Source organism: Rhodococcus sp. 06-1460-1B (assembly GCF_002258475.1).
Lineage (GTDB): Bacteria > Actinomycetota > Actinomycetes > Mycobacteriales > Mycobacteriaceae > Rhodococcoides > Rhodococcoides fascians.
The window spans coordinates 34,003-56,438 of sequence record NZ_NOYS01000025.1; the positions used below are offsets into that span (position 1 = coordinate 34,003).

Annotated in this window: 23 protein-coding genes; 5 read left to right on the top strand and 18 right to left on the bottom strand. The window is 65.3% G+C overall.

From position 1 onward, the window contains the following. Positions 1 to 25 precede the first annotated feature (25 nt). The 4 genes from CH268_RS13355 to CH268_RS13370 are packed head-to-tail and all read right to left on the bottom strand — an operon-like array spanning position 26 to position 3,492. Positions 26 to 634 carry a response regulator transcription factor gene (locus CH268_RS13355; protein WP_027497483.1) on the bottom strand — a complete coding sequence of 203 codons (609 nt, stop codon included), beginning with the start codon at positions 632 to 634 and terminating at the stop codon, positions 26 to 28. Further along, the gene (locus CH268_RS13360) at positions 631 to 1,740 is read right to left on the bottom strand and encodes a sensor histidine kinase (protein WP_094664753.1); all 1,110 of its coding nucleotides are present in this window, start codon (positions 1,738 to 1,740) and stop codon (positions 631 to 633) included. The genes CH268_RS13355 and CH268_RS13360 overlap by 4 nt, the downstream gene beginning before the upstream one ends. Positions 1,741 to 1,786: 46 nt before the next feature. After that, positions 1,787 to 2,581, bottom strand: coding sequence for an ABC transporter permease (locus CH268_RS13365; RefSeq protein ID WP_027497485.1), 795 nt, complete (start codon positions 2,579 to 2,581; stop codon positions 1,787 to 1,789). Then, entirely contained in the window at positions 2,578 to 3,492 is a 915-nt protein-coding gene (locus CH268_RS13370; protein ID WP_094664587.1) for an ABC transporter ATP-binding protein, read from the bottom strand. The genes CH268_RS13365 and CH268_RS13370 overlap by 4 nt, the downstream gene beginning before the upstream one ends. A gap of 122 nt (positions 3,493 to 3,614) precedes the next feature. Here CH268_RS13370 and CH268_RS13375 point away from each other — a divergent pair, with 122 nt between their 5' ends. Continuing rightward, the gene (locus tag CH268_RS13375) at positions 3,615 to 5,645 is read left to right on the top strand and encodes a TPM domain-containing protein (protein ID WP_255182388.1); all 2,031 of its coding nucleotides are present in this window, start codon (positions 3,615 to 3,617) and stop codon (positions 5,643 to 5,645) included. Between the two features lie 69 nt (positions 5,646 to 5,714). Here the strand turns inward: CH268_RS13375 and CH268_RS13380 are convergent, their stop codons facing one another. Then, positions 5,715 to 7,100 carry a glycine--tRNA ligase gene (locus CH268_RS13380; RefSeq protein WP_032368169.1) on the bottom strand — a complete coding sequence of 462 codons (1,386 nt, stop codon included), beginning with the start codon at positions 7,098 to 7,100 and terminating at the stop codon, positions 5,715 to 5,717. Positions 7,101 to 7,344: 244 nt separating this feature from the next. On the opposite strand from CH268_RS13380, the gene CH268_RS13385 reads away from it, so the two are divergent. Continuing rightward, complete coding sequence (locus CH268_RS13385; RefSeq protein WP_032384596.1) at positions 7,345 to 7,755, top strand: metalloregulator ArsR/SmtB family transcription factor; 411 nt, start codon at positions 7,345 to 7,347, stop codon at positions 7,753 to 7,755. Beyond that, on the top strand, positions 7,752 to 8,192 hold the full coding sequence (locus tag CH268_RS13390) for a Fur family transcriptional regulator (RefSeq protein WP_027497490.1): 441 nt from the start codon (positions 7,752 to 7,754) through the stop codon (positions 8,190 to 8,192). Before CH268_RS13385 ends, CH268_RS13390 begins: the two co-directional genes overlap by 4 nt. 7 nt (positions 8,193 to 8,199) lie before the next feature. Here the strand turns inward: CH268_RS13390 and CH268_RS13395 are convergent, their stop codons facing one another. The 4 genes from CH268_RS13395 to recO are packed head-to-tail and all read right to left on the bottom strand — an operon-like array spanning position 8,200 to position 11,246. Continuing rightward, positions 8,200 to 9,207: an iron-siderophore ABC transporter substrate-binding protein gene (locus CH268_RS13395; RefSeq protein WP_255182389.1), complete on the bottom strand. Its 1,008-nt coding sequence runs from the start codon at positions 9,205 to 9,207 to the stop codon at positions 8,200 to 8,202. A gap of 33 nt (positions 9,208 to 9,240) precedes the next feature. Next, positions 9,241 to 9,645 carry a hypothetical protein gene (locus CH268_RS13400; protein ID WP_027497492.1) on the bottom strand — a complete coding sequence of 135 codons (405 nt, stop codon included), beginning with the start codon at positions 9,643 to 9,645 and terminating at the stop codon, positions 9,241 to 9,243. Beyond that, on the bottom strand, positions 9,638 to 10,447 hold the full coding sequence (locus tag CH268_RS13405; protein ID WP_032382906.1) for an isoprenyl transferase: 810 nt from the start codon (positions 10,445 to 10,447) through the stop codon (positions 9,638 to 9,640). The genes CH268_RS13400 and CH268_RS13405 overlap by 8 nt, the downstream gene beginning before the upstream one ends. Further along, positions 10,413 to 11,246, bottom strand: a complete 834-nt coding sequence (gene recO, locus CH268_RS13410) for a DNA repair protein RecO (RefSeq protein WP_008715506.1) — start codon at positions 11,244 to 11,246, stop codon at positions 10,413 to 10,415. The genes CH268_RS13405 and recO overlap by 35 nt, the downstream gene beginning before the upstream one ends. Before the next feature lie 72 nt (positions 11,247 to 11,318). Here recO and CH268_RS13415 point away from each other — a divergent pair, with 72 nt between their 5' ends. Next, complete coding sequence (locus CH268_RS13415; protein ID WP_094664589.1) at positions 11,319 to 12,740, top strand: amidase; 1,422 nt, start codon at positions 11,319 to 11,321, stop codon at positions 12,738 to 12,740. Between the two features lie 18 nt (positions 12,741 to 12,758). Here the strand turns inward: CH268_RS13415 and era are convergent, their stop codons facing one another. The 8 genes from era to hrcA form a co-directional block, all read right to left on the bottom strand. Further along, entirely contained in the window at positions 12,759 to 13,673 is a 915-nt protein-coding gene (gene era / locus CH268_RS13420; RefSeq protein ID WP_027497495.1) for a GTPase Era, read from the bottom strand. Between the two features lie 16 nt (positions 13,674 to 13,689). Next, positions 13,690 to 15,012, bottom strand: a complete 1,323-nt coding sequence (locus CH268_RS13425; RefSeq protein WP_027497496.1) for a hemolysin family protein — start codon at positions 15,010 to 15,012, stop codon at positions 13,690 to 13,692. 40 nt (positions 15,013 to 15,052) lie between these two features. Beyond that, positions 15,053 to 15,595, bottom strand: a complete 543-nt coding sequence (gene ybeY / locus CH268_RS13430; RefSeq protein ID WP_032368173.1) for an rRNA maturation RNase YbeY — start codon at positions 15,593 to 15,595, stop codon at positions 15,053 to 15,055. Positions 15,596 to 15,648: 53 nt separating this feature from the next. Next, positions 15,649 to 16,692, bottom strand: a complete 1,044-nt coding sequence (locus tag CH268_RS13435; RefSeq protein WP_027497498.1) for a PhoH family protein — start codon at positions 16,690 to 16,692, stop codon at positions 15,649 to 15,651. A 114-nt stretch (positions 16,693 to 16,806) separates the two neighbouring features. Then, positions 16,807 to 17,562 carry an alpha/beta hydrolase family protein gene (locus CH268_RS13440; protein ID WP_094664591.1) on the bottom strand — a complete coding sequence of 252 codons (756 nt, stop codon included), beginning with the start codon at positions 17,560 to 17,562 and terminating at the stop codon, positions 16,807 to 16,809. Then, a complete protein-coding gene (locus tag CH268_RS13445; RefSeq protein WP_032390960.1) occupies positions 17,559 to 18,332 on the bottom strand; it encodes a 16S rRNA (uracil(1498)-N(3))-methyltransferase in 774 nt (257 codons plus the stop codon). Before CH268_RS13445 ends, CH268_RS13440 begins: the two co-directional genes overlap by 4 nt. 3 nt (positions 18,333 to 18,335) lie before the next feature. Next, positions 18,336 to 19,493: a molecular chaperone DnaJ gene (gene dnaJ, locus CH268_RS13450; RefSeq protein ID WP_027497501.1), complete on the bottom strand. Its 1,158-nt coding sequence runs from the start codon at positions 19,491 to 19,493 to the stop codon at positions 18,336 to 18,338. Positions 19,494 to 19,587: 94 nt separating this feature from the next. Next, complete coding sequence (gene hrcA, locus CH268_RS13455) at positions 19,588 to 20,631, bottom strand: heat-inducible transcriptional repressor HrcA (RefSeq protein WP_094664593.1); 1,044 nt, start codon at positions 20,629 to 20,631, stop codon at positions 19,588 to 19,590. Positions 20,632 to 20,764: 133 nt separating this feature from the next. On the opposite strand from hrcA, the gene CH268_RS13460 reads away from it, so the two are divergent. Beyond that, positions 20,765 to 21,070 (top strand): type II toxin-antitoxin system VapB family antitoxin, encoded by a 306-nt coding sequence (locus CH268_RS13460; protein ID WP_027497503.1) that lies wholly within the window; start codon positions 20,765 to 20,767, stop codon positions 21,068 to 21,070. Positions 21,071 to 21,112: 42 nt separating this feature from the next. On the opposite strand, the gene hemW is transcribed toward CH268_RS13460, so the two are convergent. Further along, positions 21,113 to 22,324, bottom strand: coding sequence for a radical SAM family heme chaperone HemW (gene hemW / locus CH268_RS13465; protein WP_094664595.1), 1,212 nt, complete (start codon positions 22,322 to 22,324; stop codon positions 21,113 to 21,115). Positions 22,325 to 22,436 lie beyond the last annotated feature (112 nt).

Sequence of the window (22,436 nt, forward strand, 5' to 3'; positions counted from 1 at the left end):
GGCGCTCGCGGCGCGCCTCGGGAGGTCAGAGCCACCCGCGGTCCTCGGCGACTCGGACCGCTTCGGCCCGGGTGCTGGTGCCGGTTTTTCCGATCGCCGAAGAGAGATGGTTGCGCACTGTCCCTTCGGACAGGTGCACCTGCGCCGCGATGGCACCGGCCGTTCCACCCTTCGACGCTGCGCGAAGAACTTCCTGCTCACGGGCGGTCAGTGGCGAGACGCCCTCGGTGAGCGTCTCGGTGGCGAGGGCGGGATCGACGACGCGCAGTCCCATGTGGACCCGTCGTACGGCGTCGGCCAACTGTTTGGCTGGAGTGTCCTTGACGACGAATCCGGAGGCTCCGGCGTCGATCGCTCGGCGCAGATATCCGGGCCTGCCGAACGTCGTGACGATCAGCACTCTCGACTCGGGTACCACCTGAGCCAGCTCGGCGGTGACGTCGATGCCGTTCTTGCCCGGCATTTCCACGTCGAGCAGCACGACGTCGGGTCGATGTTCGAGAACCGCCGCCACCACTTCGTCGCCTCGTCCCACCTCGGCGACGATGTCGAGGTCGTGTTCGAGCCCCAACAATGCTGCGAGGGCACCGCGCACCAGCGCTTGGTCGTCGGCCAGCAACAGTCTGATACTCATGGTGCCGAGACCTCCACCTTGAATCCGCCGGTCGGAACCCGGGCGACCGTCAGTGAACCACCGGCAGCGCTCGCGCGTTCACCCAACCCGCGGAGCCCGTTTCCTCCACAGTTTTCCTCGGCCGGCCCGCATCCGTCGTCGACGATGGAAATGCTCGACGGCGTCAGCATCACTCGGCAGTGGCGTGCGTGGGAGTGTCGCACCACGTTTGTTACCGCCTCGCGCAGGACCCAGCCGAACAGTTCGCGGTGTCGCAGTGGAACGACGTCGGCATCCGCGGGCAGCTCGACGTCGATGGCGGCGGCCACCAGAGCTGTTCGTGCGCTTGCCAGTTCGGTGCCGATGTCGATTTGCCGCATGCCGCCGACGGTGCTGCGAACGTCGGCCAGTGCTTGCCTTGCAAGGGTTTCCACCTCGGCGATCTCGACAGCTGCTCGGGCAGCATCGATCTCGAGCAATCTGCCGGCCAGTTCACTCTTGACAGTGATGACGGTCAGGGAATGCCCGAGAATGTCGTGCACGTCTCGGCTCATCCGCTCACGTTCGGCGACGATGGCCAGATCCGCCAATTGCTGCCGCGCCACGGCCAATTCGTGGTTGCGCTGGAAGACCTGGGTGATACCCCACGCGGCGGCCGAGCTGATCAGCAACTGAAACGCGAAAAAGTTGTCGGGCTCCCAGGACGGGATGACCCGCGGTGCCACTTCGATGGCCACCACCATCACCGCGACCAATGTCCACGCCTGCCGAACCGGCAGCGTCATCATCGCCAGGACTGCGATGTAGATCGTTGCACCGAATCCGGTGGTTCCGATCAGCGCGCTCATCGCCGCGGTCAGGGCCAGCATTGCCGCGAGCGCGATCCAGGCCTGCCGTACCGGCAGCGGGTGTCCGCGGCGGTGACCGTTGCGAAAGCGCCAGAAGGTGGCCGTGAACACGACTCCGAACCCGACGATCGCGGCGATACCGAGGACCCGTGCCGCCACAGACTCCAACGACAGAATCTCGTTCAACGGATAGATCAGGTAGATCAGCCAGATGGCTCCGAACATCCAGCCGTACCGCCAGACCCTGCCCTCGGGGAGGTCGGCGGTGAACGTGGTCATGTCGCCCACGGTATCTCCGTGGGCGACACGATCGGTGGTTTCCGCGTCAGGCACGCTTGGTGTCTTTCCGGAACAGCAGCGCCGCTCCTGCGATGAACACCACCGCCCACACCACCAGGTTGACCACTGCGACGGCGAGGATGCCTGCGTCGGCCGAGGTGAACGGAGCCCGGGCCACAGTCGCCAGACCGTACAGCGGGGTGAACTTCGCCAGCATCGGGAACCAGCCGCTGTCACCGAGCGGGACGAACAATCCGCCGGCCAGGGCGAGGAAGGCCAGTACCGGTCCGAGGATCTGCATGACGTTCTCCGAGGGCAGCAGGTACCCCATGAACAACCCGAATGCGGCGAACACCGCAGATCCGAGCCACGCGATCACTCCGCACGCGAGCCACACCCAGATCGGCATGTCGGCTCCGAAGAATGCCGCGACGACGAACACCACGACGATCGCTGCAGCACCCATTGTCATGGCGACGAGCATCTTGGTGACGATGTAAGCGACAGGTTTGAGCGGAGTCAGTCGCAACTGCCTGCTCCAGCCCTGAGCGCGTTCGACGGAGACCATCGCTCCCCCACTCGTGGTGGCCAGCATCGCTCCGTAGACGGCCATGCTGATGGCGATGTAGCCCGTGACATTGCCGTGCGCGAAAGGGTAGTTGGTCCGGTAGTCCGACTGCGTACCGAAGATGACGAAGAACACCGGCGGCATGACCAACGTGAAGACCAACGTGCGCTTGTTCCGGAACAGGCGACGGATTTCGAGTCCGAGGAACGTGGGCGAAAATCCGCCGTACGCAACGGCTCTGGCAGCGGTGGGGCGGGGCGAGGTCGTGGTCATCGGATACTCCCGGCGAGTTCGGTGTCGGCATCGGTGGTCAGAGCGAGGAACGCGTCCTCGAGGTTCCGCGAGACAATTTCGAGATCGGTCGCGTGCGCGTCGTTGAGCAGGTAGCGGGCAACGCAGTCGGAGTCGCGTCCGTGCACGATCACCCGGTCGCCGCGCGTCTCGACCCGGTCGACTCCGGGAAGAGCGAGCAACATTGACCGGTCGACACCGGGCAGAGTGGCGGTGACCGTGCGTCCCGCCGCGAGGTTCTTGACCTCGGCGGCGCTGCCGTCGGCGACGATCTTGCCGTGCCGCACCAGGACAATTCTGTCGGCGTAGGCATCGGCCTCGTCGAGGTAGTGCGTTGCGAACAGCACTGTTCGGCCGGTACTCGCGTCCTGGCGAATGGCGTTCCAGAAGTCACGTCGACCCTCGACGTCCATGCCGGTGGTCGGCTCGTCCAACACCAGCAGATCCGGGTCGGGCAACAGTGCAAGTGCGAATCGCAGTCGCTGTTGCTGGCCGCCGGAGCACTTGGCCACTCGCCGGTCGCCGATGTCGGCCATGCCGGCCCGAGTCAGGACTTCCTTCACCGACCGAGTTCGGGCGAACAGCGCCGCGGTCAGTTCGACGGTTTCGCGGACGGTCAGGTCGCGAAGAAGTCCGCCGGTCTGCATCACCGCCGAGATGCGCCCCTGAGCGATGGCGTCGGCCGGAGTTCCGCCGAACACCGAGACCGTCCCGGTGGTGGGTGTGGCCAGGCCGAGCATCATGTCGATGGTCGTGGTCTTGCCGGCACCGTTCGGTCCGAGAAAAGCGACTACCTCGCCCGGCTCGATGGACAGGTCGATCCCGTCCACCGCACGGACCGATCCGTATGTCTTCGTGACGCCTCGCAGTTCGACTGCCTTCGTTGTGGTCATGACAGCTACTCTGCTGCGATCCGAGCCCGACCACCTCGACCGAGCGTCACGATTGCACGATGACAACTGTCATGGATCGACCTGCTCGTTTCGGACACGCTGGAGCCGGTAGATTTCAGCGCATGGCAGTCCAGCACCGGCGGCACTCCAGCGCCACAGTCCGTAGGTCGGTTCATCGATTCCGTCGCCTCACCGCAACAGGTGCTCTGACCTTGTTCGCTGCGGTTCTCCTCGCGCCGGGGGTTGCGTCCGCCGAGGCACCGTCGCGGCTGGCCACCCAGATCACCGACAACGTGCAGGCACTCGATCCGGACTCGCTGGCCGAGGTACAGACGTCCATCGACGACCTGTACGGCGGCAGTCAGCTCAGGCTGTGGGTCACCTACGTTGCGGATTTCGACAACATGTCGGCGGCCGACTGGGCCGAGCAGACATACCAACGGAGCGATCTCGGCCAGCGTGACGTCCTGCTCGCAGTAGCCACCGTCGATCGGTCGTACTACCTCGGCGTCAATACTGGGCTCTCACAGATCACCACGGCAGAGCAGGACGACATTCGTGTCAACGACGTCGAACCTGCACTGGGCGAAGAGGATTGGTCGGGAGCGGCCATAGCTGCGGCCGGCGCTCTCGGCGAGGCCTATGCGTCGAGCGGTGGAGGTGGGTCGTCGGCACCGCTGCTGATCGGTGTCGGGGTGTTGGCCGTCGCAGGCGGCGGAGCTGTTGTCTACTCCTCACGGCGCAAGAAGGCTCGAGTGGCCGCCGAGGTGGAAGCGGTGGCGAAGATCGACCCGAGCGACCCGGCAGCATTGGCCCAATTCCCGATCGACGTTCTCGACACCCGCGCCAAGGAAATTCTGATCGAGACCGACAACGCCGTACGAGCCAGCGAGGAGGAATTGACCCTGGCCCGAGGCGAATTCGGCGACTCGGCGGCCGCACCGTTCATCACTGCCTACGACAACGCAAAGAAAGCTCTGGCCTCTGCCTTCGAGATCCGTCAGCGGCTCGACGACGCCATTCCTGAAACCCCCGATCAGCGACGGGCGATGCTCGTCGAAATCATCTCCTCGTGCGGCCAGGCAGATCGCGAACTCGACTCTCGGGTCGAGGAATTCGACGGATTCCGCGACCTCGTCATGAACGCCGGTTCGCATCTCGACGAGCTCACCCAAGCCATCATCGGCTTGACGGTGCGCATTCCGCAGTCCGAAGCCGTACTCGCTCAACTGCATTCGGAATTCTCCGAGACCGCACTGAAATCGATTGCCGACAACGTCACGATGGCCAAGGATCGAGTTGCGCTGGCCGAGGAGAACATCGAAGCCGGCCGCAAGGCCGCAGCTCTGCCGCCCGGTAAGCAGGGCCCGGCCGTCACAGCGATTCGGACCGCGGAACGAGCTGTCGATCAGGCGAAGTCACTGCTCGACGGAGTCGACCATGCCCGCGACGACATACGGCACGCAATAGCCACCCTGCCCGACGCCATCGCGGACGTCCGCCGGGACATCGAGCAGGCACGCGGACTGGCCGAACACGGCGGTACCGAACTGCAGGCGGCGATGGCTGCGGCACAGACGGCATTGAAGAATGCGGAGACGGCACAGTCGAGCGATCCGCTCGGTAGTTACACCGCCCTTGCCGCAGCAGATTCCGAACTCGAGAAGATCGTCGACGAAGCATCGGCCGAGAAGGCCGCCGAGGATCAGCTGCGTGCGCGTCTGGAACGCGATATTGCGGCTGCTCAGGCGCAGATCACTGCTGCTGCGGACTACATCTCGACGCGACGCGGCGGCGTGGGTGCCGATGCTCGAACGCGTTTGTCCGAAGCCGAACGGCATCTCGGTGCAGCTCGTCAGCTCGAGCCGGACAATCCCGACGAGGCTCTCAAGCACGCGCATGCCGCCAGCCAATTGGCTTCGCGCGCATCGCAGATCGCCCAGTCCGACGTGCAGAACTGGGAAAATCGGCACGGCCCACGCGGCGGCAGTAGCGGCGGCAACGTAGCAGGCGCCGTGCTCGGCGGAATCCTGATCAACAGCGTGCTGCGCGGCGGCGGCGGCGGATTCGGTGGCGGGTTCGGCGGGGGCGGGGGCTTCGGCGGCGGTGGAGGCGGAGGCGGCGGCTTCGGTGGCGGCGGCGGCCGCTTCTGATTCGACCCAGACATGCGACAGGGCCCGATCTCTCACCGAGAGATCGGGCCCTGTCGGTTGCCTACAGCCCTACGCGCCGATCAGACGGGCGGCGATGTAGCCCTCGACCTGATCGAGAGCCACGCGCTCCTGTGCCATCGTGTCGCGCTCACGAATGGTGACGGCGTGGTCGTCGAGGGTGTCGAAGTCGACGGTGATGCAGAACGGGGTACCGATCTCGTCCTGGCGACGGTAGCGACGGCCGATGGCTCCGGCGTCGTCGAATTCGACGTTCCAGTACTGACGCAGTTGCTGCGCAAGATCTTTCGCCTTCGGCGTCAGGTCGGCGTTACGCGAGAGCGGAAGCACCGCGACCTTCACCGGGGCAAGACGACGATCGAGCTTGAGCACGACACGCTTGTCGACGCCGCCCTTGGCGTTGGGTGCCTCGTCCTCTGTGTACGCGTCGACGAGGAACGCCATCAGCGAGCGCGTCAGACCTGCCGCCGGCTCGATGACGTACGGGGTGTACCGGGTGTCGGTGGCCTGCTCGTAGTAGCTCAGGTCCTGGCCCGACGCCTTCGAATGCACCGTCAGGTCGTAATCGGTGCGGTTCGCGACGCCCTCGAGCTCACCCCAGGCGCTGCCCTGGAAGCCGAAGCGGTACTCGATGTCGACGGTGCGCTTGGAGTAGTGCGACAGCTTTTCCTTGGCGTGCTCGTACAGCCGCAGGTTCTCCGGATCGATGCCGAGATCGGTGTACCACTTCATGCGGTAGTCGATCCAGTACTGATGCCACTCGTCGTCCTCGCCGGGCTTGACGAAGAACTCCATCTCCATTTGCTCGAACTCGCGAGTGCGGAAGATGAAGTTTCCCGGCGTGATCTCGTTGCGGAAGCTCTTGCCGATCTGGCCGATGCCGAACGGCGGCTTCTTGCGTGAGGTCGTCAGCACGTTGGCGAAGTTGACGAAGATGCCCTGGGCGGTCTCGGGGCGCAGGTAATGCAGCCCCTCTTCGTTGTCGACCGGGCCGAGGAAGGTCTTGAGCAGGCCGGAGAATGCGCGCGGCTCGGTCCACGAACCGGGCTCACCGGTCTCCGGATCGCGAATATCGGCGAGTCCGTTCTCGGGCGGGTGGCCGTGCTTCTCCTCGTAGGCCTCGATGAGGTGATCGGCACGGTAGCGCTTGTGGGTGTGCAGCGACTCGACGAGCGGATCGGAGAACGTCTCGACGTGGCCGGAGGCCTCCCACACCTGGCGCGGCAGAATCACCGACGAGTCGAGCCCGACGGTGTCGTCGCGGCTGGTGACCATGTTGCGCCACCACTGCTTCTTGATGTTCTCCTTGAGCTCGACGCCGAGCGGACCGTAGTCCCAGGCCGACTTCGTACCGCCGTAGATTTCGCCGCACGGGTAGACGAGACCTCTGCGCTTGGCGAGGTTGGCGACGGTTTCGACCTTGGACTTGGGTGCCACTGGCGGAGCTCTCCATCTTCGGTTACATCGTGTAGAGGTGACGTGGGCGGTTTTCGCCCTGATCAGACTATCTGGCTCGGTCGTCGATTCCGAACAGCGGTCGGGCACCGAAATTGACATGCGCACCTGTGCATATCACAATGAATATGATTTGCAATAACGATGACTGCACTAGCCTGAGTTCATGACGTCGACCGTGCAGGGAGAATTCGACAACCGACCGGTGACCGAAGGAGCCGCAGCCATGTCCACGGTGCACACCCACAGAACCGACTCGTCCATGGAGACGGCGGCGCATCTGCAGGATCCGGAACGCCCGGTGCACGACGACCCGTTCGCCGCCACTCCCCCGGCGTTACTTCCTCCGAAGGAGACCTTGGCCGCGGCCGGCGACATCCTGCGTGCACTGGCCGCACCGGTTCGGATTGCGATCGTCCTGCAGCTCCGAGAATCCGAGCGCTGCGTTCACGAACTCGTCGTCGCCCTCGGTGTGACACAGCCGTTGATCAGCCAGCATCTGCGGGTTCTCAAGGCGGCCGGTGTGGTCCGCGGAGAACGTAACGGCCGCGAGGTCCTGTACCGGCTGGTCGACGACCATCTCTCCCACATCGTCGTCGACGCCGTGGCTCACGCCGAGGAAGGCCGAAACCTGTGACCGAGAAGACGACCGATACCGCCACTCCGAGACGACCCGTCGTGGTCGGAGTGCGCGCCACCAAACAACGAAGTGCGATCTCGGACCTGCTGGACACCATCGAGGAGTTCAAGTCCGCGCAGGATCTGCACGACGAGCTGCGCAAGCGCGGCGAGGGTATCGGCCTGACCACCGTGTACCGCACACTGCAGACTCTCGCCGACGCAGGAACGGTCGACGTCCTGCGTACCGACAACGGCGAGTCGGTCTACCGGCGTTGCTCCTCGGGCCATCATCACCACCTGGTGTGCCGAGCATGCGGATTCACCGTCGAGGTCGAGGGTCCCACCGTCGAGAAGTGGTCGCAGAGTGTCGCCGAGTCCAACGGCTTCAGCGACGTGAGCCACACGATCGAAATATTCGGCACCTGCAGTCAGTGCAGCACGGCCGGTCACTGACCAGCTGTCACCCCACAGCACCCGCCAGGCGAGGCACTACCGAATCGATGGCGAACGGAATGGACAGCACCGAGTTGTACGTGATTGCCCCACGCTGATCGGTGGACAACGGAACGATGGCGTCGTTGCGGGCGGCTGTCAGTGTTCCGAAGATCGGATTCTCCGCCACGACGTCGATGTCGTCGCCGGTGCCGAGATAGAGCACCACATCGGCGTCGAGCTTCGAGATGTTCTCGGCCGAGACCGGAACGAAGAAGTTGGTTCCGTTGTCCTCGGCCAGGATCGGGTCCGGAATCCCGAAGCCCAATGACGTGACGAACGTCCCCCGTGCATCCCCGGGTAGATATGCGCCGAACTGACCGTCGTACGGAAGTACCACGGCGGCAGTCTTACCCGCGAACTCCGGATGTGCGGCTCGAACCTGTTCGAGTGCAGCCGTGGTCTGGGCGTTCAGCTCCTTGCCACGATCGGATTCGCCCATCGCGCGGGCGATGGTGTCGGTGGCCACCTCGCGATCGACGGCGTATGCCGCCGATCCGGCCGGTCGAGCGACGGTCGGGGCGATATCACTGAGTTGCGCGTAGGTGGCCTCGTCGAAGCCGGCGTTCAGCCCGGTGATCAGATCCGGTTGCAGAGAAGCGATCAGCTCGAAGTTCGGTTCGGACTCCGAGCCCAGCAGCGTCAGTGGTGCGTCGCCCACCAACTCGTCGGTCCACGGACCGAGTCCGGTCTCGTAGAAGGTGTATCCGGTGTTTCCGACCGGGACGGTTCCGAGCGCGATGACGGCATCGGCGTCGGACACCCCGAGCGTGACTATGCGGGTGGGCTTCTCCGGAACGGTCGTGCTGCCGTAGATGTGGTCGATGACCACCGGGAAAACACCGTCCGCAGACTGGGCCGCGCTGTCGTCGGGTTCTGCTGTGGAGCAGGCAGTTGCGGACGCGCCGATGGCCATCACCGCCACCACTGCCGTCAGCATTCTGGACACTCGAACCGCCATTGCAACCGCCTTCACGTGAGTAAGTAAAGGCTTACCTTAGACGACCGTTCAGGGCAGCAAACCCTCGCGGGCCTTCTCGACCCCGGCGAGCACCAGAATCAACATCGTCAACATCGCTTCGTCGTCCAACCCGTTGGCCGGAAAGGTGTAGCGCAACAACACATCTGCAAGCTTGTCGTGGGTGTTGACCGAAATCGCGCCGAACTGCGAATCGGCGTTGCGGTCGGCTACCTTCTTGTGTAGTGCGGGCTTGAGCGGTCGATCCCAGGCCAGCACCGCGGTGAGCGAAAGCACCTCGAGCTCCGGCGAGAGCTGCACCGCGCGTAGCGAGCACAGCGCACCTGCATAGTCGAACCCCAGAGAGCCTTCCTCGCCCACCGTCACCGTGGCGAACTGCGCCAGCGCCAACTGAGCCCGCGTCTGCAAGGTCAGGCCAGATACATCGTCACTCATATTTCACTCCACCGAATCGTCGGTCCCGCGACGCGAATTCGATGCAGGCCTCCCACAGATCTCGACGATCGAAATCGGGGAACAGCTTCTTCTGGAACACGAACTCCGCGTAGGCCGACTGCCACAGCAGGAAATTGGAGGTTCTCTGCTCCCCCGAGGGACGCAGGAACAGGTCGACGTCGGGCATGTCCGCCTCGTCGAGGTACTTCGCGACGGTCGCCTCGGTGATCTTTTCCGGGTTGATTTTTCCGGCGGCAACCTGACGCGCGATTTCCCTTGTGGCATCGGTAATCTCGGCTCGCCCGCCGTAGTTGACGCACATGGTCAGCGTCATCACCGTGTTGTGCTTCGTCAGCTCCTCGGCCACTTCGAGTTCTTTGATGACGCTGCCCCACAGTCGCGGTCGCCGACCGGCCCAACGCACCCGCACACCCATCTCGTTCATCTCGTCTCGTCGACGCCGGATCACGTCGCGATTGAAACCCATCAAGAACTTGACCTCGTCGGGACTGCGCTTCCAGTTCTCCGTCGAGAAAGCGTACGCAGACAACCACTGCACACCGATTTCGATGCAGCCACAGACGGCATCCATCAGTACTGCTTCGCCCTGCTCGTGCCCTGCGGTTCGCGGCAATCCACGATCCTGAGCCCACCGGCCGTTACCGTCCATGACCAGAGCGACGTGACGAGGAATCAGCTCCGGCTGCAAGATCGGCGGCCGCGCACCCGAGGGGTGCGGGTCCGGCGGGCGAACCGCCGGCCGTTCGTCAGGCCGGTGTTGCGGCTCGCGTCGTCGAATCACGGTCCCCATCCTGCCCGACGGTGTCGGCGAACACGGAGTCAGGTTGGGCCAGCGGCACCTGGTGTGGGTGCGAGCGCTCGATGAGCGGAAGTGTGCGGAGCTGGCGTTCGAGATGCCACTGCAGATGAGCCGCCACCAGGCCACTGGCCTGCTTTCGGACCGCATCGGAGGTGGTGACGGTGTAGTCCCACTCCCCTCGTTCGAGGGCCACCATCAAATCCAGAACACCGGTCGATGGCGTCGCAGATCCCGGCGGTCGGCAATGCACGCACACAGCGCCACCTGCGGCAACGTGGAACGCGCGGTGCGGCCCCACCGCAGCGCATCGAGCGCAGTCCGTCAGTGCGGGAGCCCATCCGGCGAAACCCATCGCACGCAGCAGATACGCGTCGAGTACCAACTCGGGCGGCCGCACGTGCTGCGCAAGGGCACGCAGCGCGCCGACGGTCAGCTGATGCAGGCGCTGCGCGGGGGCGTGTTCTTCGCCGGCCAGACGCTCGGCGGTTTCGAGGACAGCGCAGCCGGTCGTGTACCGGCCGTAATCGGCAACGATGTCTCCGCCGAACGCGTCCACCGTGTGCACCTGAGTGACGATGTCGAGGTTGCGTCCCGGATAGAGCAGGACGTCGATGTGCGCAAACGGCTCCAGCCGTGCGCCGAACTTGGACTTGGTGCGGCGCACCCCCTTGGCCACCGCACGAACGATACCGTTCTCCCTGGTCAGCAACGTGACGATGCGATCGGCCTCACCCAGCTTGTGCTGGCGCAGGACGACTGCGTTGTCACGGTATGGCCTCACGCTCTCCAGTGTCCCACGTGGGCGTCGACGAAGATCGTTCCCGCGCTGACGGTGAGTCGATACTGTGCACACGTGGATTTCCATCGGTCGACACTCGTTGCTCAGGCTGCCGAACTCGCGTCGAGACGCGTCACCTCGGTCGAGGTGGTCACCGCTGCACTGGATCGCATAGAACGCAGTCAACCCACCCTCAACGCGTTCCGGATCGTGCGACGCGATGCCGCCCTCACCGAAGCCGCCGAGGCCGATCGGCTGATTGCTGCGGGCTCGTCCGCTCCCCTGCTCGGCGTTCCGATCGCAGTCAAGGACGACGTCGACATCGTCGGCGAACCGACCGCATTCGGCTGCGCAGGCCGGTTTCCGCTGGCCACCGAGGACTCCGAGGTGGTCCGCCGACTGCGTGCTGCAGGGGCGATCATCGTGGGAAAGACCAACAGTCCCGAACTCGGGCAATGGCCGTTCACGGGCGGATCGTTCGGCCACACGAGGAATCCGTGGCACCGAGACCGGACTCCGGGCGGTTCCTCCGGTGGCAGTTCTGCCGCGGTCGCAGCCGAATTGGTTTCCGCCGCTCTGGGTTCCGACGGTGCCGGCTCGGTGCGCATCCCGGCGTCGTGGACCAACCTCGTCGGCATCAAGCCGCAGCGCGGCCGAATTTCCACCTGGCCCGATGCCGAGGCGTTCAACGGCATCACCGTCATCGGTCCGCTCGCCCGAACGGTGGCCGACGCAGCCCTGCTTCTCGACGTGGTCTCCGGTGGGCACGACGGCGATCTGCACCGGCCGACTCCGCTGACCGTCTCTGACGCCGTCGGCCGCGACCCCGGTTCGCTGCGCATCGCGTTGAGTCTGCGCAAGCCGTTCATTCCGACACCCGCGGCACTGGATCCCGAGATCACGGCTGCGGCGTACGAGATGGCTGCCGTGCTGCGGTTGCTCGGTCACCGCGTGGTCGTCGACGATCCTGCGTACGGAATGTTGTTGGGGCTCAACTTCTTACCGCGGTCGTTGGCCGGAGTCGCGGCCTGGCTCGACCGCCTGCCCGACCCGTCTCTGGCCGACCCCCGCACCCGAGCCAACGCCCGGAGCGGACGCGCCCTCGCCGGCGCACCGCTGCGGGCAGCCCGCGCGGCGGAGCCACGGATAGCCCGCCGCATCGGCCAGTTCTTCGACGACTACGACATCGTGCTCGCCCCGACGACGGCCACGCCGCCTCCGCGGGTCGACGCCATCGACGGCATCTCCAACGCCGACACCGACCGTGTGATCACCGAACACTGCCCGTACACGTGGCCGTGGAACGTCCTCGGTTGGCCCAGCGTCAACGTCCCCGCGGGACTGACGAAAGCCGGTCTACCGATCGGTCTGCAGCTGATGGGCCACGAATCCACAGAGCCTCTGCTGGTCTCGGTGGCCGCTCAACTCGAGAACGTACTGCAGTGGCATCGCCGACGCCCCGAGCCGTGGTGGACCCAGGTGAGCGACACCTCGTAGCCTGCTCGTCAGGGCACGTCAGAAACCGAGCTTGCCCATCTGCTTGGGGTCGGTCTGCCAGTCCTTGGCGATCTTGACGTGCAGATCCAGGTAGATGCGGGTACCGAGCAGTTTCTCGATCTGCAGTCGCGACGCGGTGCCGACCTCTTTGAGTCGCGAACCACCCTTGCCGATGATGATGGCCTTCTGGCTGGACCGTTCGACGTACAGGATCGCGTGCACATCGAGCATGTTGTCGTGGCCCTCGCGCGGCACGACCTCCTCGATGACCACTGCCAGCGAGTGCGGTAGCTCGTCGCGGACACCTTCGAGCGCTGCCTCGCGGATCAGCTCGGCCATGAGGATTTCCTCCGGCTCGTCCGTCAGTTCCCCGTCGGGATAGAAGGCGGGACCCGGCGGCAATTCGGAGGCCAGGAGGTCGACGAGCTTCTCGATCTGCTCACCGGATTCGGCGGATACCGGGATGACGTGCGAATTCTCGCCCAGCAGCTTCGACAACGACATCAACTGCTGTACGACGCGTTCCTTCTTGACCTTGTCGATCTTGGTCACGATGCCGATCAGGGTGGTCTTCGGCGCGATGTGCCGCACTTGTTCGAGGATCCACCGGTCGCCCGGTCCGATCTTCTCGTCGGCGGGGATGCACAGTCCGATGACGTCGACCTCGGAGTAGGTGTCCTGCACCAGGTCGTTGAGGCGTTGGCCCAGAAGCGTTCTCGGTCGGTGGAGCCCCGGGGTGTCGACGAGGATCAGTTGCGCGTGGTCGCGGTGCACGATGCCGCGGATCGTGTGGCGCGTGGTCTGGGGCCGCGAGGACGTGATGGCGATCTTCGACCCCACCAGTGCGTTGGTCAGGGTCGACTTGCCGGTGTTGGGCCGGCCTACGAAACAGACGAATCCGGATCGGAACTCTTCGGTGTGTTGCTCGGACATCGAGCACCTCCAGATTTCAGTGTTGGTGAGTGACGTCCGACGAGTCGTCGTCCTCGGTGGATTCTTCGTCGGGTTCGAGCTTTTCGACCAGCACGGTGGTGATGCGGACTCGACCCTTGGGGTCGGCTCCGCCCTCGCCGCGCAGCAACAGCCCGTGAGTGGTCACTTCGGAACCGGGCAGCGGCACGCGGCCGAGCTCGTAGCCGAGGAGTCCGCCGACGGTGTCGACCTCCTCGGATTCGATGTCGATACCGAAGATTTCGCCCAGATCCTCGAGCGGTACCCGCGAGGACACCCGGAACCGTCCGTCTTCGAGTTGCTCGATGGGTGCTACCTCGTCCGAGTCGTATTCGTCGGCGATCTCCCCGACGATCTCCTCGATGACGTCCTCGATGGTCACCAGGCCCGCGATGCCGCCGTACTCGTCGACCAACAACGCCATATGGTTTCGGTCTCGCTGCATCTCGGCGAGAAGACTGTCGAGCGGCTTGGAGTCCGGCACGAACACCGCCGGACGCATCAGTTCGGAGACCTGGACGCCTCGCCCACCGTCGGTGGAGTAATACGTCTGCTGCACAAGGTCTTTGAGGTACACCACGCCGACGATGTCGTCCACGTTCTCGCCGATCACCGGGATGCGGGAGTGCCCACTGCGCACGGCCAGCGACGTCGCCTGCCCCGCCGACTTGTCGGATTCGATCCACACCATCTCGGGCCGCGGCACCATGACCTCGCGGGCCGAGGTATCGCCCAGCTCGAACACCGATTGAATCATTCGGCGTTCGTCGTCGGCCACGACTCCTCGCTCGCGAGCCATGTCGACCAGCTCACGTAGCTCGATCTCGGATGCGAACGGGCCGTTGCGAAATCCCTTGCCCGGGGTGATCGCGTTACCGATGAGGATGAGCAGCCTGCTGATCGGCCCGAGGAGCCAGCCGAGGGCGCGCAACGGCAACGCTGCGGCGAGCGCGATCGAGTACGCGTTCTGCCTACCCAGCGTTCTCGGACCGACGCCGATCACGACGTAACTGACCAATACCATTGCCACAGCGGTGATCACGAGCGCGGTGGTCGAGTCGATCAATTGGGTCAGGCCGCCTGCGAGCAGCACCGTGCCGCCGATTTCGCACAGAATACGAAGCAGCACCATGAGATTGACGTACCGCGGGCGGTCGGCAACCACGACGACGAGGCCGGTGGCACCCGGTCGCTCGTCCTTGACCATGTCTTCGATTCGCGCCCGCGAGACGGTGTTCAGGGCCGAATCGACTGCGGCGAACAAGCCGCCGAGAGGAACCAGCAGAACGGCGAAGACGATGAGTGCGGCAGCACTGCTCACGCGCTAGGACCCCGCACTCCCGCTGGTCCGAACACGCACATCATCGGTCGAGACCGTCGACGAAGCCGGCCTTGCCGAGCAACCGAGCGTCTCGAACGGCCTGTTCGGCTGCCTGCTCCGCCCGCCTGGCGTCCTCGTACCATTCGGCCAGCAGACGGTTCTGCAGCTCGAACATTTCCTTCTCTTCGTCCGGCTCGGCGTGGTCGTAGCCGAGCAGGTGCAGCACGCCGTGCACGGTGAGCAGCGCGAGCTCGTGTTCGAGCGAATGTCCTGCTGCCGCGGCCTGATCCGCCGCGAAGGACGGGCACAGCACGATGTCTCCGAGCATCGCCGGTCCGGGCTCGGGAGCATCGGGCCGACCGCCCGGTTCGAGCTCGTCCATGGGAAACGACATCACGTCGGTGGGGCCGGGCAGATCCATCCAGCGCATGTGCAGATCTGCCATGGTTGCCGAATCCACCAGCACCATGGACAGTTCCGCAGCGGGGTGCACGTCCATGCCTGCGATCGCGAACCGTGCGACCGAGACCAGTTCGGGCTCGGAGATGTCCATCCCCGACTCGTTGGACACTTCGATACTCATCTAGCCACTACCCACGCTCTCGTTGCCTGCATTACCGTTTCCGTACGCCTGAATCATCTTCTCGCCGAACGCGGCCCACCGGCACGGCGTTGCGCGCGGTTCGCGATGACGCCTTCCGATGCGGACTCGAAGCGCTCGTAGGCGTCGACGATTTCCGAGACGAGCCGGTGACGCACCACGTCACTACTGGTCAGTTGCGCGAAGTGGATGTCGTCCACATCGGTGAGAATCTCCGACGCCGCACGAAGGCCCGACCGGGCACCGCCGGGTAGGTCGACCTGCGTCACGTCTCCGGTGACGACGATCTTCGATCCGAAACCGAGACGCGTGAGGAACATCTTCATCTGTTCGGCCGTGGTGTTCTGCGCCTCGTCGAGAATGATGAACGCGTCGTTGAGCGTACGGCCACGCATGTAGGCGAGCGGCGCGACCTCGATGACGCCGGCCTGCATCAGCTTGGGGATGGCCTCGTCGTCCATCATGTCGTGCAAGGCGTCGTGCAGTGGACGCAGATACGGGTCGATCTTCTCGTGCAAGGTTCCGGGCAGAAAGCCCAGACGCTCACCTGCCTCCACCGCAGGCCGCGTCAGGATGATGCGGCTGACCTGCTTGGTCTGCAATGCCTGCACGGCCTTGGCCATGGCCAGGTAGGTCTTGCCCGTTCCGGCAGGACCGATTCCGAACACGATCGTGTTGGCATCGATCGCGTCGACGTAGCGCTTCTGGTTCAACGTCTTGGGCCGAATGGTCTTGCCTCGACGCGACAGAATGTCCAGGCTCAGCACCTCGGCGGGAGAATCCGACACCCCCTCGGTGAGCATGGCGATCGACCGGCGCACTGCGTCTGGAGTCAGTGGCTGAGCACGTTTGGCCAATGCCGCCAATTCGGTGATCACCCGCTCGGCCAACGCCACATCGGGCACCTTCCCGGTGAGCGTCACGGCGTTTCCTCGTACGTGGATGTCGGCCGTCAGCATCTGCTCGAGCGCCCGGAGGTTCTCGTCGGACTGTCCCAGCAGCGGCATCACTGCTTCGGGGGCGAGCTCCAAGGTGGACCGAACGTCGCGCTCGGCGGGAAATTCGCTGTGTTCACTCACGTGGTGGCTATGGCCTGCTCTCTTGTTTCGACCGGTGACGCTGATGTTTTCGAACGCGTCCGTCAGGTTGCGCTCGGACCAAGTTTAACGCCGCAGGATCGATGCGCATTCCTATTACCCACGGCGCTCGCCCAGGACGGCCTCGAGCGAGAGCGCCCAGCACCGCGAATCCGGGTTCAGGAAGGCGAAGTGGTCCTCGCCCGGCACGATCGCCGGCTCCGCTTCGTCGCCCGCGGCTCGTGCGGCCTCGACGTACCTCGAGCTCTGCGAAGCCGGGACCTGAAGGTCATCGGATCCGTGCAGGCAGATCGTCGGGATGCCGATGGGTAGTCGGGCCAGGGGTGAGGCCGACCGGTACAGCTGGGGCTCGTCTTCGTAGCGGGCCTGCAGCAGGGCCTCGACCGCCGGATTGGTACGTCCCGACGCCCCGCGCGGCTCCAGATCGAGGACACCCGCCTGCGAGACGATGCGCGACGGCCGGACCGTCGTGTCGGTTTCGCCGCCGAGCCACACTGCCAGGTGGCCGCCCGCCGAGTGCCCGATGACGCGGACATCGTCGACACCGACCGGGGCGTGGTGCTGTACCACCCCGGCCACGGCGTCGAGTGCGGCGCGCACGTCGGCCTGCATCTCCGGCCAGTGCCCGCCCGCACCGACGCGTCGGTATTCGATGTTCCAGGCGACCGCACCGGCTCCGGCGACAGCTCGGGCGAACTGGGTGCCCAGATTCGACGCGTACTGCCCACTCCAGAATCCACCATGCACGATCACGACCACCGGTGTCGCGGGCGTGACCGGCGCGGACGGCAGATAGAGGTGACCGAACTGTTCCGGATGCTCGCCGTACGCGATCTTGGTGCGAACGCTCATGCGTTCGGGAAATCGGGCGGAAGTTGCGCCCACCGCGTCGTCAGAACCCCGAGAGCTCCCAACGCAACAGCTCCGGCCGTCGAGGTTCGCAGCACCGTCGGCCCCAGCACCACCGGCGTCGCGCCTGCCTCGGTCAGAGCCGCGATCTCTCTGTCGTCGAGGCCACCCTCGGGTCCGACGACGATCGCGACCTCGGGCACCGAATCGAACGGCAGGTCGCGAAATGCCGAGGTGGCCGCTTCGTGCAGCACGGCGACGATGCCGCCGCCCGCCACGATCCGGTTCACGAGGGCGTACACCGAGCGTGAATCGTGCAACTCGGAGACCTCGGGGATGTATGCGCGACGCGATTGCTTGGCCGCCTCGGCGGCGGTGCTGCGCCAGCGCGCGACCCCCTTGGTCGCCTTGGGTCCTTCCCAGCGAGCGACGCATCGCGCCGACTGCCACGGCACCACGGCGTCGATCCCGGCCTCGGTGGCCAGCTCGATCGCCAGTTCGGAGCGGTCCGCCTTCGGCAGCGCCTGAACCAGCGTCACCGTGGGAGTGGCTCGCGGCATGTCCGTGCGCGACTGCACCGTCAGTTCGAGTCGGTTCTTCTCGGCACCGACGACGACAGTGTCGGCCAGACCGCCGGCACCGTCACTGAGCAGCAGTCGCTCGCCGACTCGGATCCGCCGCACGGTCGCGGCGTGATGACCTTCTTTGCCGTCGAGCACGGCGAGCTCTCCCACGGCCGGCAGCGGCGTGAGATAGAAGACCGTGGGGGCCATGAATCAGCGCCCGCTGAAGGCTTCCCGCAACCGCGAGAACAGGCCACCGCTGTGCGCCGAACCGGTGGTGACGACCTCCGCCGAATCGCGGTCGCGCATGGTCTTGAGCTGTTCGAGCAGGTGGGTCTGCTTGCTGTCCAGCTTGGTCGGCACGATGACCTCGAGGTGGGCGTGCAGGTCACCGCGGATACCGGAACGGAGCTTGGGCATCCCGTGCCCGCGCAGCACCGTCGTCGAGTTCGGTTGTGTCCCTTGCTCGATCGAGATCTCGGTCGGGCCGTCGATGATGGCGTCGACCGTCACCGACGTCCCCAGTGCCGCGTCGACCATCGGGACGCGAACGGTGCAGTGCAGATCGTCGCCGTCACGGACGAACACCTCGTGCTGCTGCTCGACGATTTCCACGTAGAGATCGCCTGCGGGGCCGCCACCCGGCCCGACCTCGCCCTGCGAGGCCAACCTGATGCGCATGCCGTTGCTGACGCCGACCGGGACCTTCACCGAGATGTCCCGACGCGAACGCACCCGGCCGTCGCCGCCGCACTTGCGGCAGGGGTCCGGGATGGTCTCGCCTGCACCGCGGCAGGTGGGGCACGGACGGCTGGTCATGACCTGGCCGAGGAACGAGCGCTGCACCGACTGCACTTCGCCGGCACCGCCACAGGTCTCGCACCGAACGGGCTTGGAATCGCCGTTGGTGCCCGAGCCGGTGCACAGGTCGCACAGGATCGCCGTATCGACGGTGATGTGCTTGGTGACGCCGGTGGCGCATTCGTCGAGGGTGAGTTTGGTTCGCAGCAGCGAATCGGCTCCGGGTTGTACGCGTCCCTTGGGTCCGCGCTGACCACCGCCTGCGCCACCGCCGAAGAACGCTTCGAAGACGTCGCCGAGGCCACCGCCGAATCCGGCACCACCGAATCCGCCGCCACCACCGCCGCCGCCCTGCTGCAGAGGATCGCCGCCGAGGTCGACGATTCGACGCTTCTCCGGATCGGAGAGCACCTCGTATGCGGTGGAAATGTCCTTGAACCGGGCCTGTGCGGCCTCGTCCGGGTTCACGTCCGGGTGCAACTCTCGCGCCAATTTGCGGTAAGCGCGTTTGATCTCCTGGTCCGTCGCCTGCTGGCCGACGCCCAAAGTCCCGTAATAATCCCGTGCCACGTCGTCTCTTTCGTCCTAGAAGATGAATCTCGTTCGTTGATGCTGTGTCGCGGCCGCTGTGCCCCCGCGGCCGACGATGGATCGTCGGCTCGCGTCAGCGCTCGGCCAGGACCTCGCCGATGTACCTGGCAACCGCCGCGACCGACGCGATTGTTCCTGGATAGTCCATTCGGGTGGGGCCGAGAACGCCCATCCCTCCCAGGACCATGCCAGCAGAGCCGTATCCGGTGGAAATCACCGATGTTCCGCGCATCTCCTCGACCTGCGTCTCCTCGCCGATACGCACGGTGACGGTGCGGGTGTCCTGCGTCACGGCGAGCAGCTTGAGTACCACCACTTGCTCTTCCAGCGCTTCGAGTACCGCTCGGAGCGATCCCGGAAACCCTGCGTCGCCCGCGAAGTCCGCCGCGTTGCGCGTCAGATTGGCCGTTCCGCCGAGAACCAGCCGCTCCTCGGGATGTTCGACGAGCGATTCCACCAGCACCGTGGCAGAACGAATCATCGCGTCACGCAGGGCGGGAGGTGCATTCTCGGCCAGCTCGGCCACGGCTGCGGACGCCGCCGCCAGCCGCTTGCCTTCCAGTGCGCCGCCGAGCAACCGCCGCAACTGGGCCAAGTTCTCGTCGTCGATGACGTCGCCGAGTTCGACGATGCGTTGATCGACCCGGCCGGAGTCGGTGATGAGCACCAACAGCAGCCGAGCCGGTGTGAGAGCGACGACCTCCAGATGTCGAACCGAGGACGCCGACAGCGTCGGGTACTGAACCACGGCTACCTGCCGGGTCAGCTGAGCGAGCAGTCGAACACCGCGGCGCAGCACATCGTCCAGGTCGACGCCGTTCTCGAGGAACTCCAGAATGGCGCGACGCTCGGCCGGTGACAACGGTTTGACGTCGGCGATCCGGTCCACGAACTGGCGGTACCCCTTGTCGGTCGGCACCCGCCCGGAGCTGGTGTGCGGTTGGGCGATGTAGCCCTCTGCCTCGAGGACAGCCATGTCGTTGCGCACGGTCGCACTCGACACACCCAAGTTGTGACGCTCGACCAGAGCACGCGATCCGACGGGCTCCTGGGTGGACACGTAGTCCGCCACGATCGCTCGCAGAACCTCGAACCGCCTGTCGTCGGTGCTCGACATCGGTGCCCACCTCCGTTCTCGTTGCCAATCGTCGCTCGAGTCTAGTAGCCGAGGAACGCATGCTCGTGCAAGGCCTTACTGTGGTCCGAGTGGAAACTGTCTTTCGATTCGGTCCAGCGGTTCGAGGCTCGCGATGATCTTCAAGGGTGTACGAGACGGAAAGCCCTACCCGGAGCACGGCCTGTCCATCAGGGACTGGTCGAGAATTCCTCCACGCCAACTGCGTTTGGACGAGATCGTGACCACCACCAAGGTGCTCGAACTCGACCGGTTGTTGTCCGAGGACTCCACCTTTTACGGCGACCTGTTCCCCCACGCTGTGCAGTTCCGAGGCGTCATCTACCTCGAGGACGGCCTGCACCGCGCTGTCCGGGCTGCGCTGCGCAGTCGAACGGTGTTGCACGCCAGAGTGTTCGACTACGACGCCCTGGGTGCCTGAGGGTTCGAAGGCCCGAGAACACTGCAGCCTCAAACAGATCGTTCAGGCCGCGGCGATGGTGCGCACCACGGCGTCGGCGAGCAACCGGCCGCGGTCGGTCAGCACGAGGTGATCGCCTCGCTGCACCATCAACCCGTCCGCCACGGTCTGCTCGGCGGCTGCGAGCTCGGTCGGCCCCAGCAGACTCATCGGCACTCCTGAGCGCAGACGCACGGTCAGCATCAGTTCTTCGAGATGACGGTCCTGCTCGGTGAGCAGTTCACTGCCCTGCACCGGCAGCTCGCCGGCGGCGAGCCGATCTGCGTAGGTGGCCGGGTGTTTGACGTTCCAGAATCGCGTGCCGCCGATGTGGCTGTGCGCTCCCGGCCCGGCACCCCACCAATCGCCGCCGTCCCAGTAGCCGATGTTGTGCCGGCACCGCGCATGTGCATCGGCGGCCCAGTTCGATACCTCGTACCAGGACAGGCCTGCTGCGTTCATGGCCGTGTCGATGCGCTCGTATCGGCTCGCCAACACGTCGTCGTCGGGTGCCGGCAACTCACCTCGGCGCACCTTTCGCGCCATGGCGGTGCCGTCCTCGACGATCAGTGCGTACGCGGAGACATGGTCGACACCCGCGTCGAGCACCGCAGCGAGGGACTGATCGAGATCGCTGTCTCGCTCGCCCGGCGTTCCGTAGATGAGGTCGAGGTTCACGTGCTCGAAGCCGGCTGCGGACGCTTCCTTCGCCGCGGCCACCGCTCGTCCCGGAGTGTGGGTGCGATCCAGAACCGCCAGAACGTGCGGTGCCGCGGACTGCATGCCCAACGACACCCGCGTGAACCCGGCGTCGCGCAGCCGCTCGAAGAATGCAGGCGACGTCGATTCCGGGTTCGATTCCGTGGTCACTTCCGCACCGTCGGACAGCCCGAAGCTCGACCGGACCGCGCCCAATACGTCCGCGAGGCCGTCGCCTCCGAGCAACGACGGCGTCCCACCTCCGACGAAGACGGTGTCGGCTGTCGGTACTCGACCCGCGCCCGTTCCGATCAGGTTCGCCGCAGCGTCGAGTTCTCTGCGCAGACCCTCCAACCAGGACTGCGGCGACGCCGATGTGCCCAGCTCCCCGGCCGTATACGTATTGAAGTCGCAGTACCCGCATCGCGTGGCGCAGAAGGGCACATGCACGTAGATCCCGAACGCACGTTCCCCCACTCCGTCGAATGCGCCGGACGGCAGCTCGAAGACTGAGGAGGTATCGACGACGGTATTCACGGACTCCAGTGTCCCAGAGTTCACCGGCGGCCCGATCCACGCGCCGCCCAGGGCGCTGTGCACGCACGACTCGCACCCTGCCAGCCTATTTACCGGAATTTCGGGGTAAATA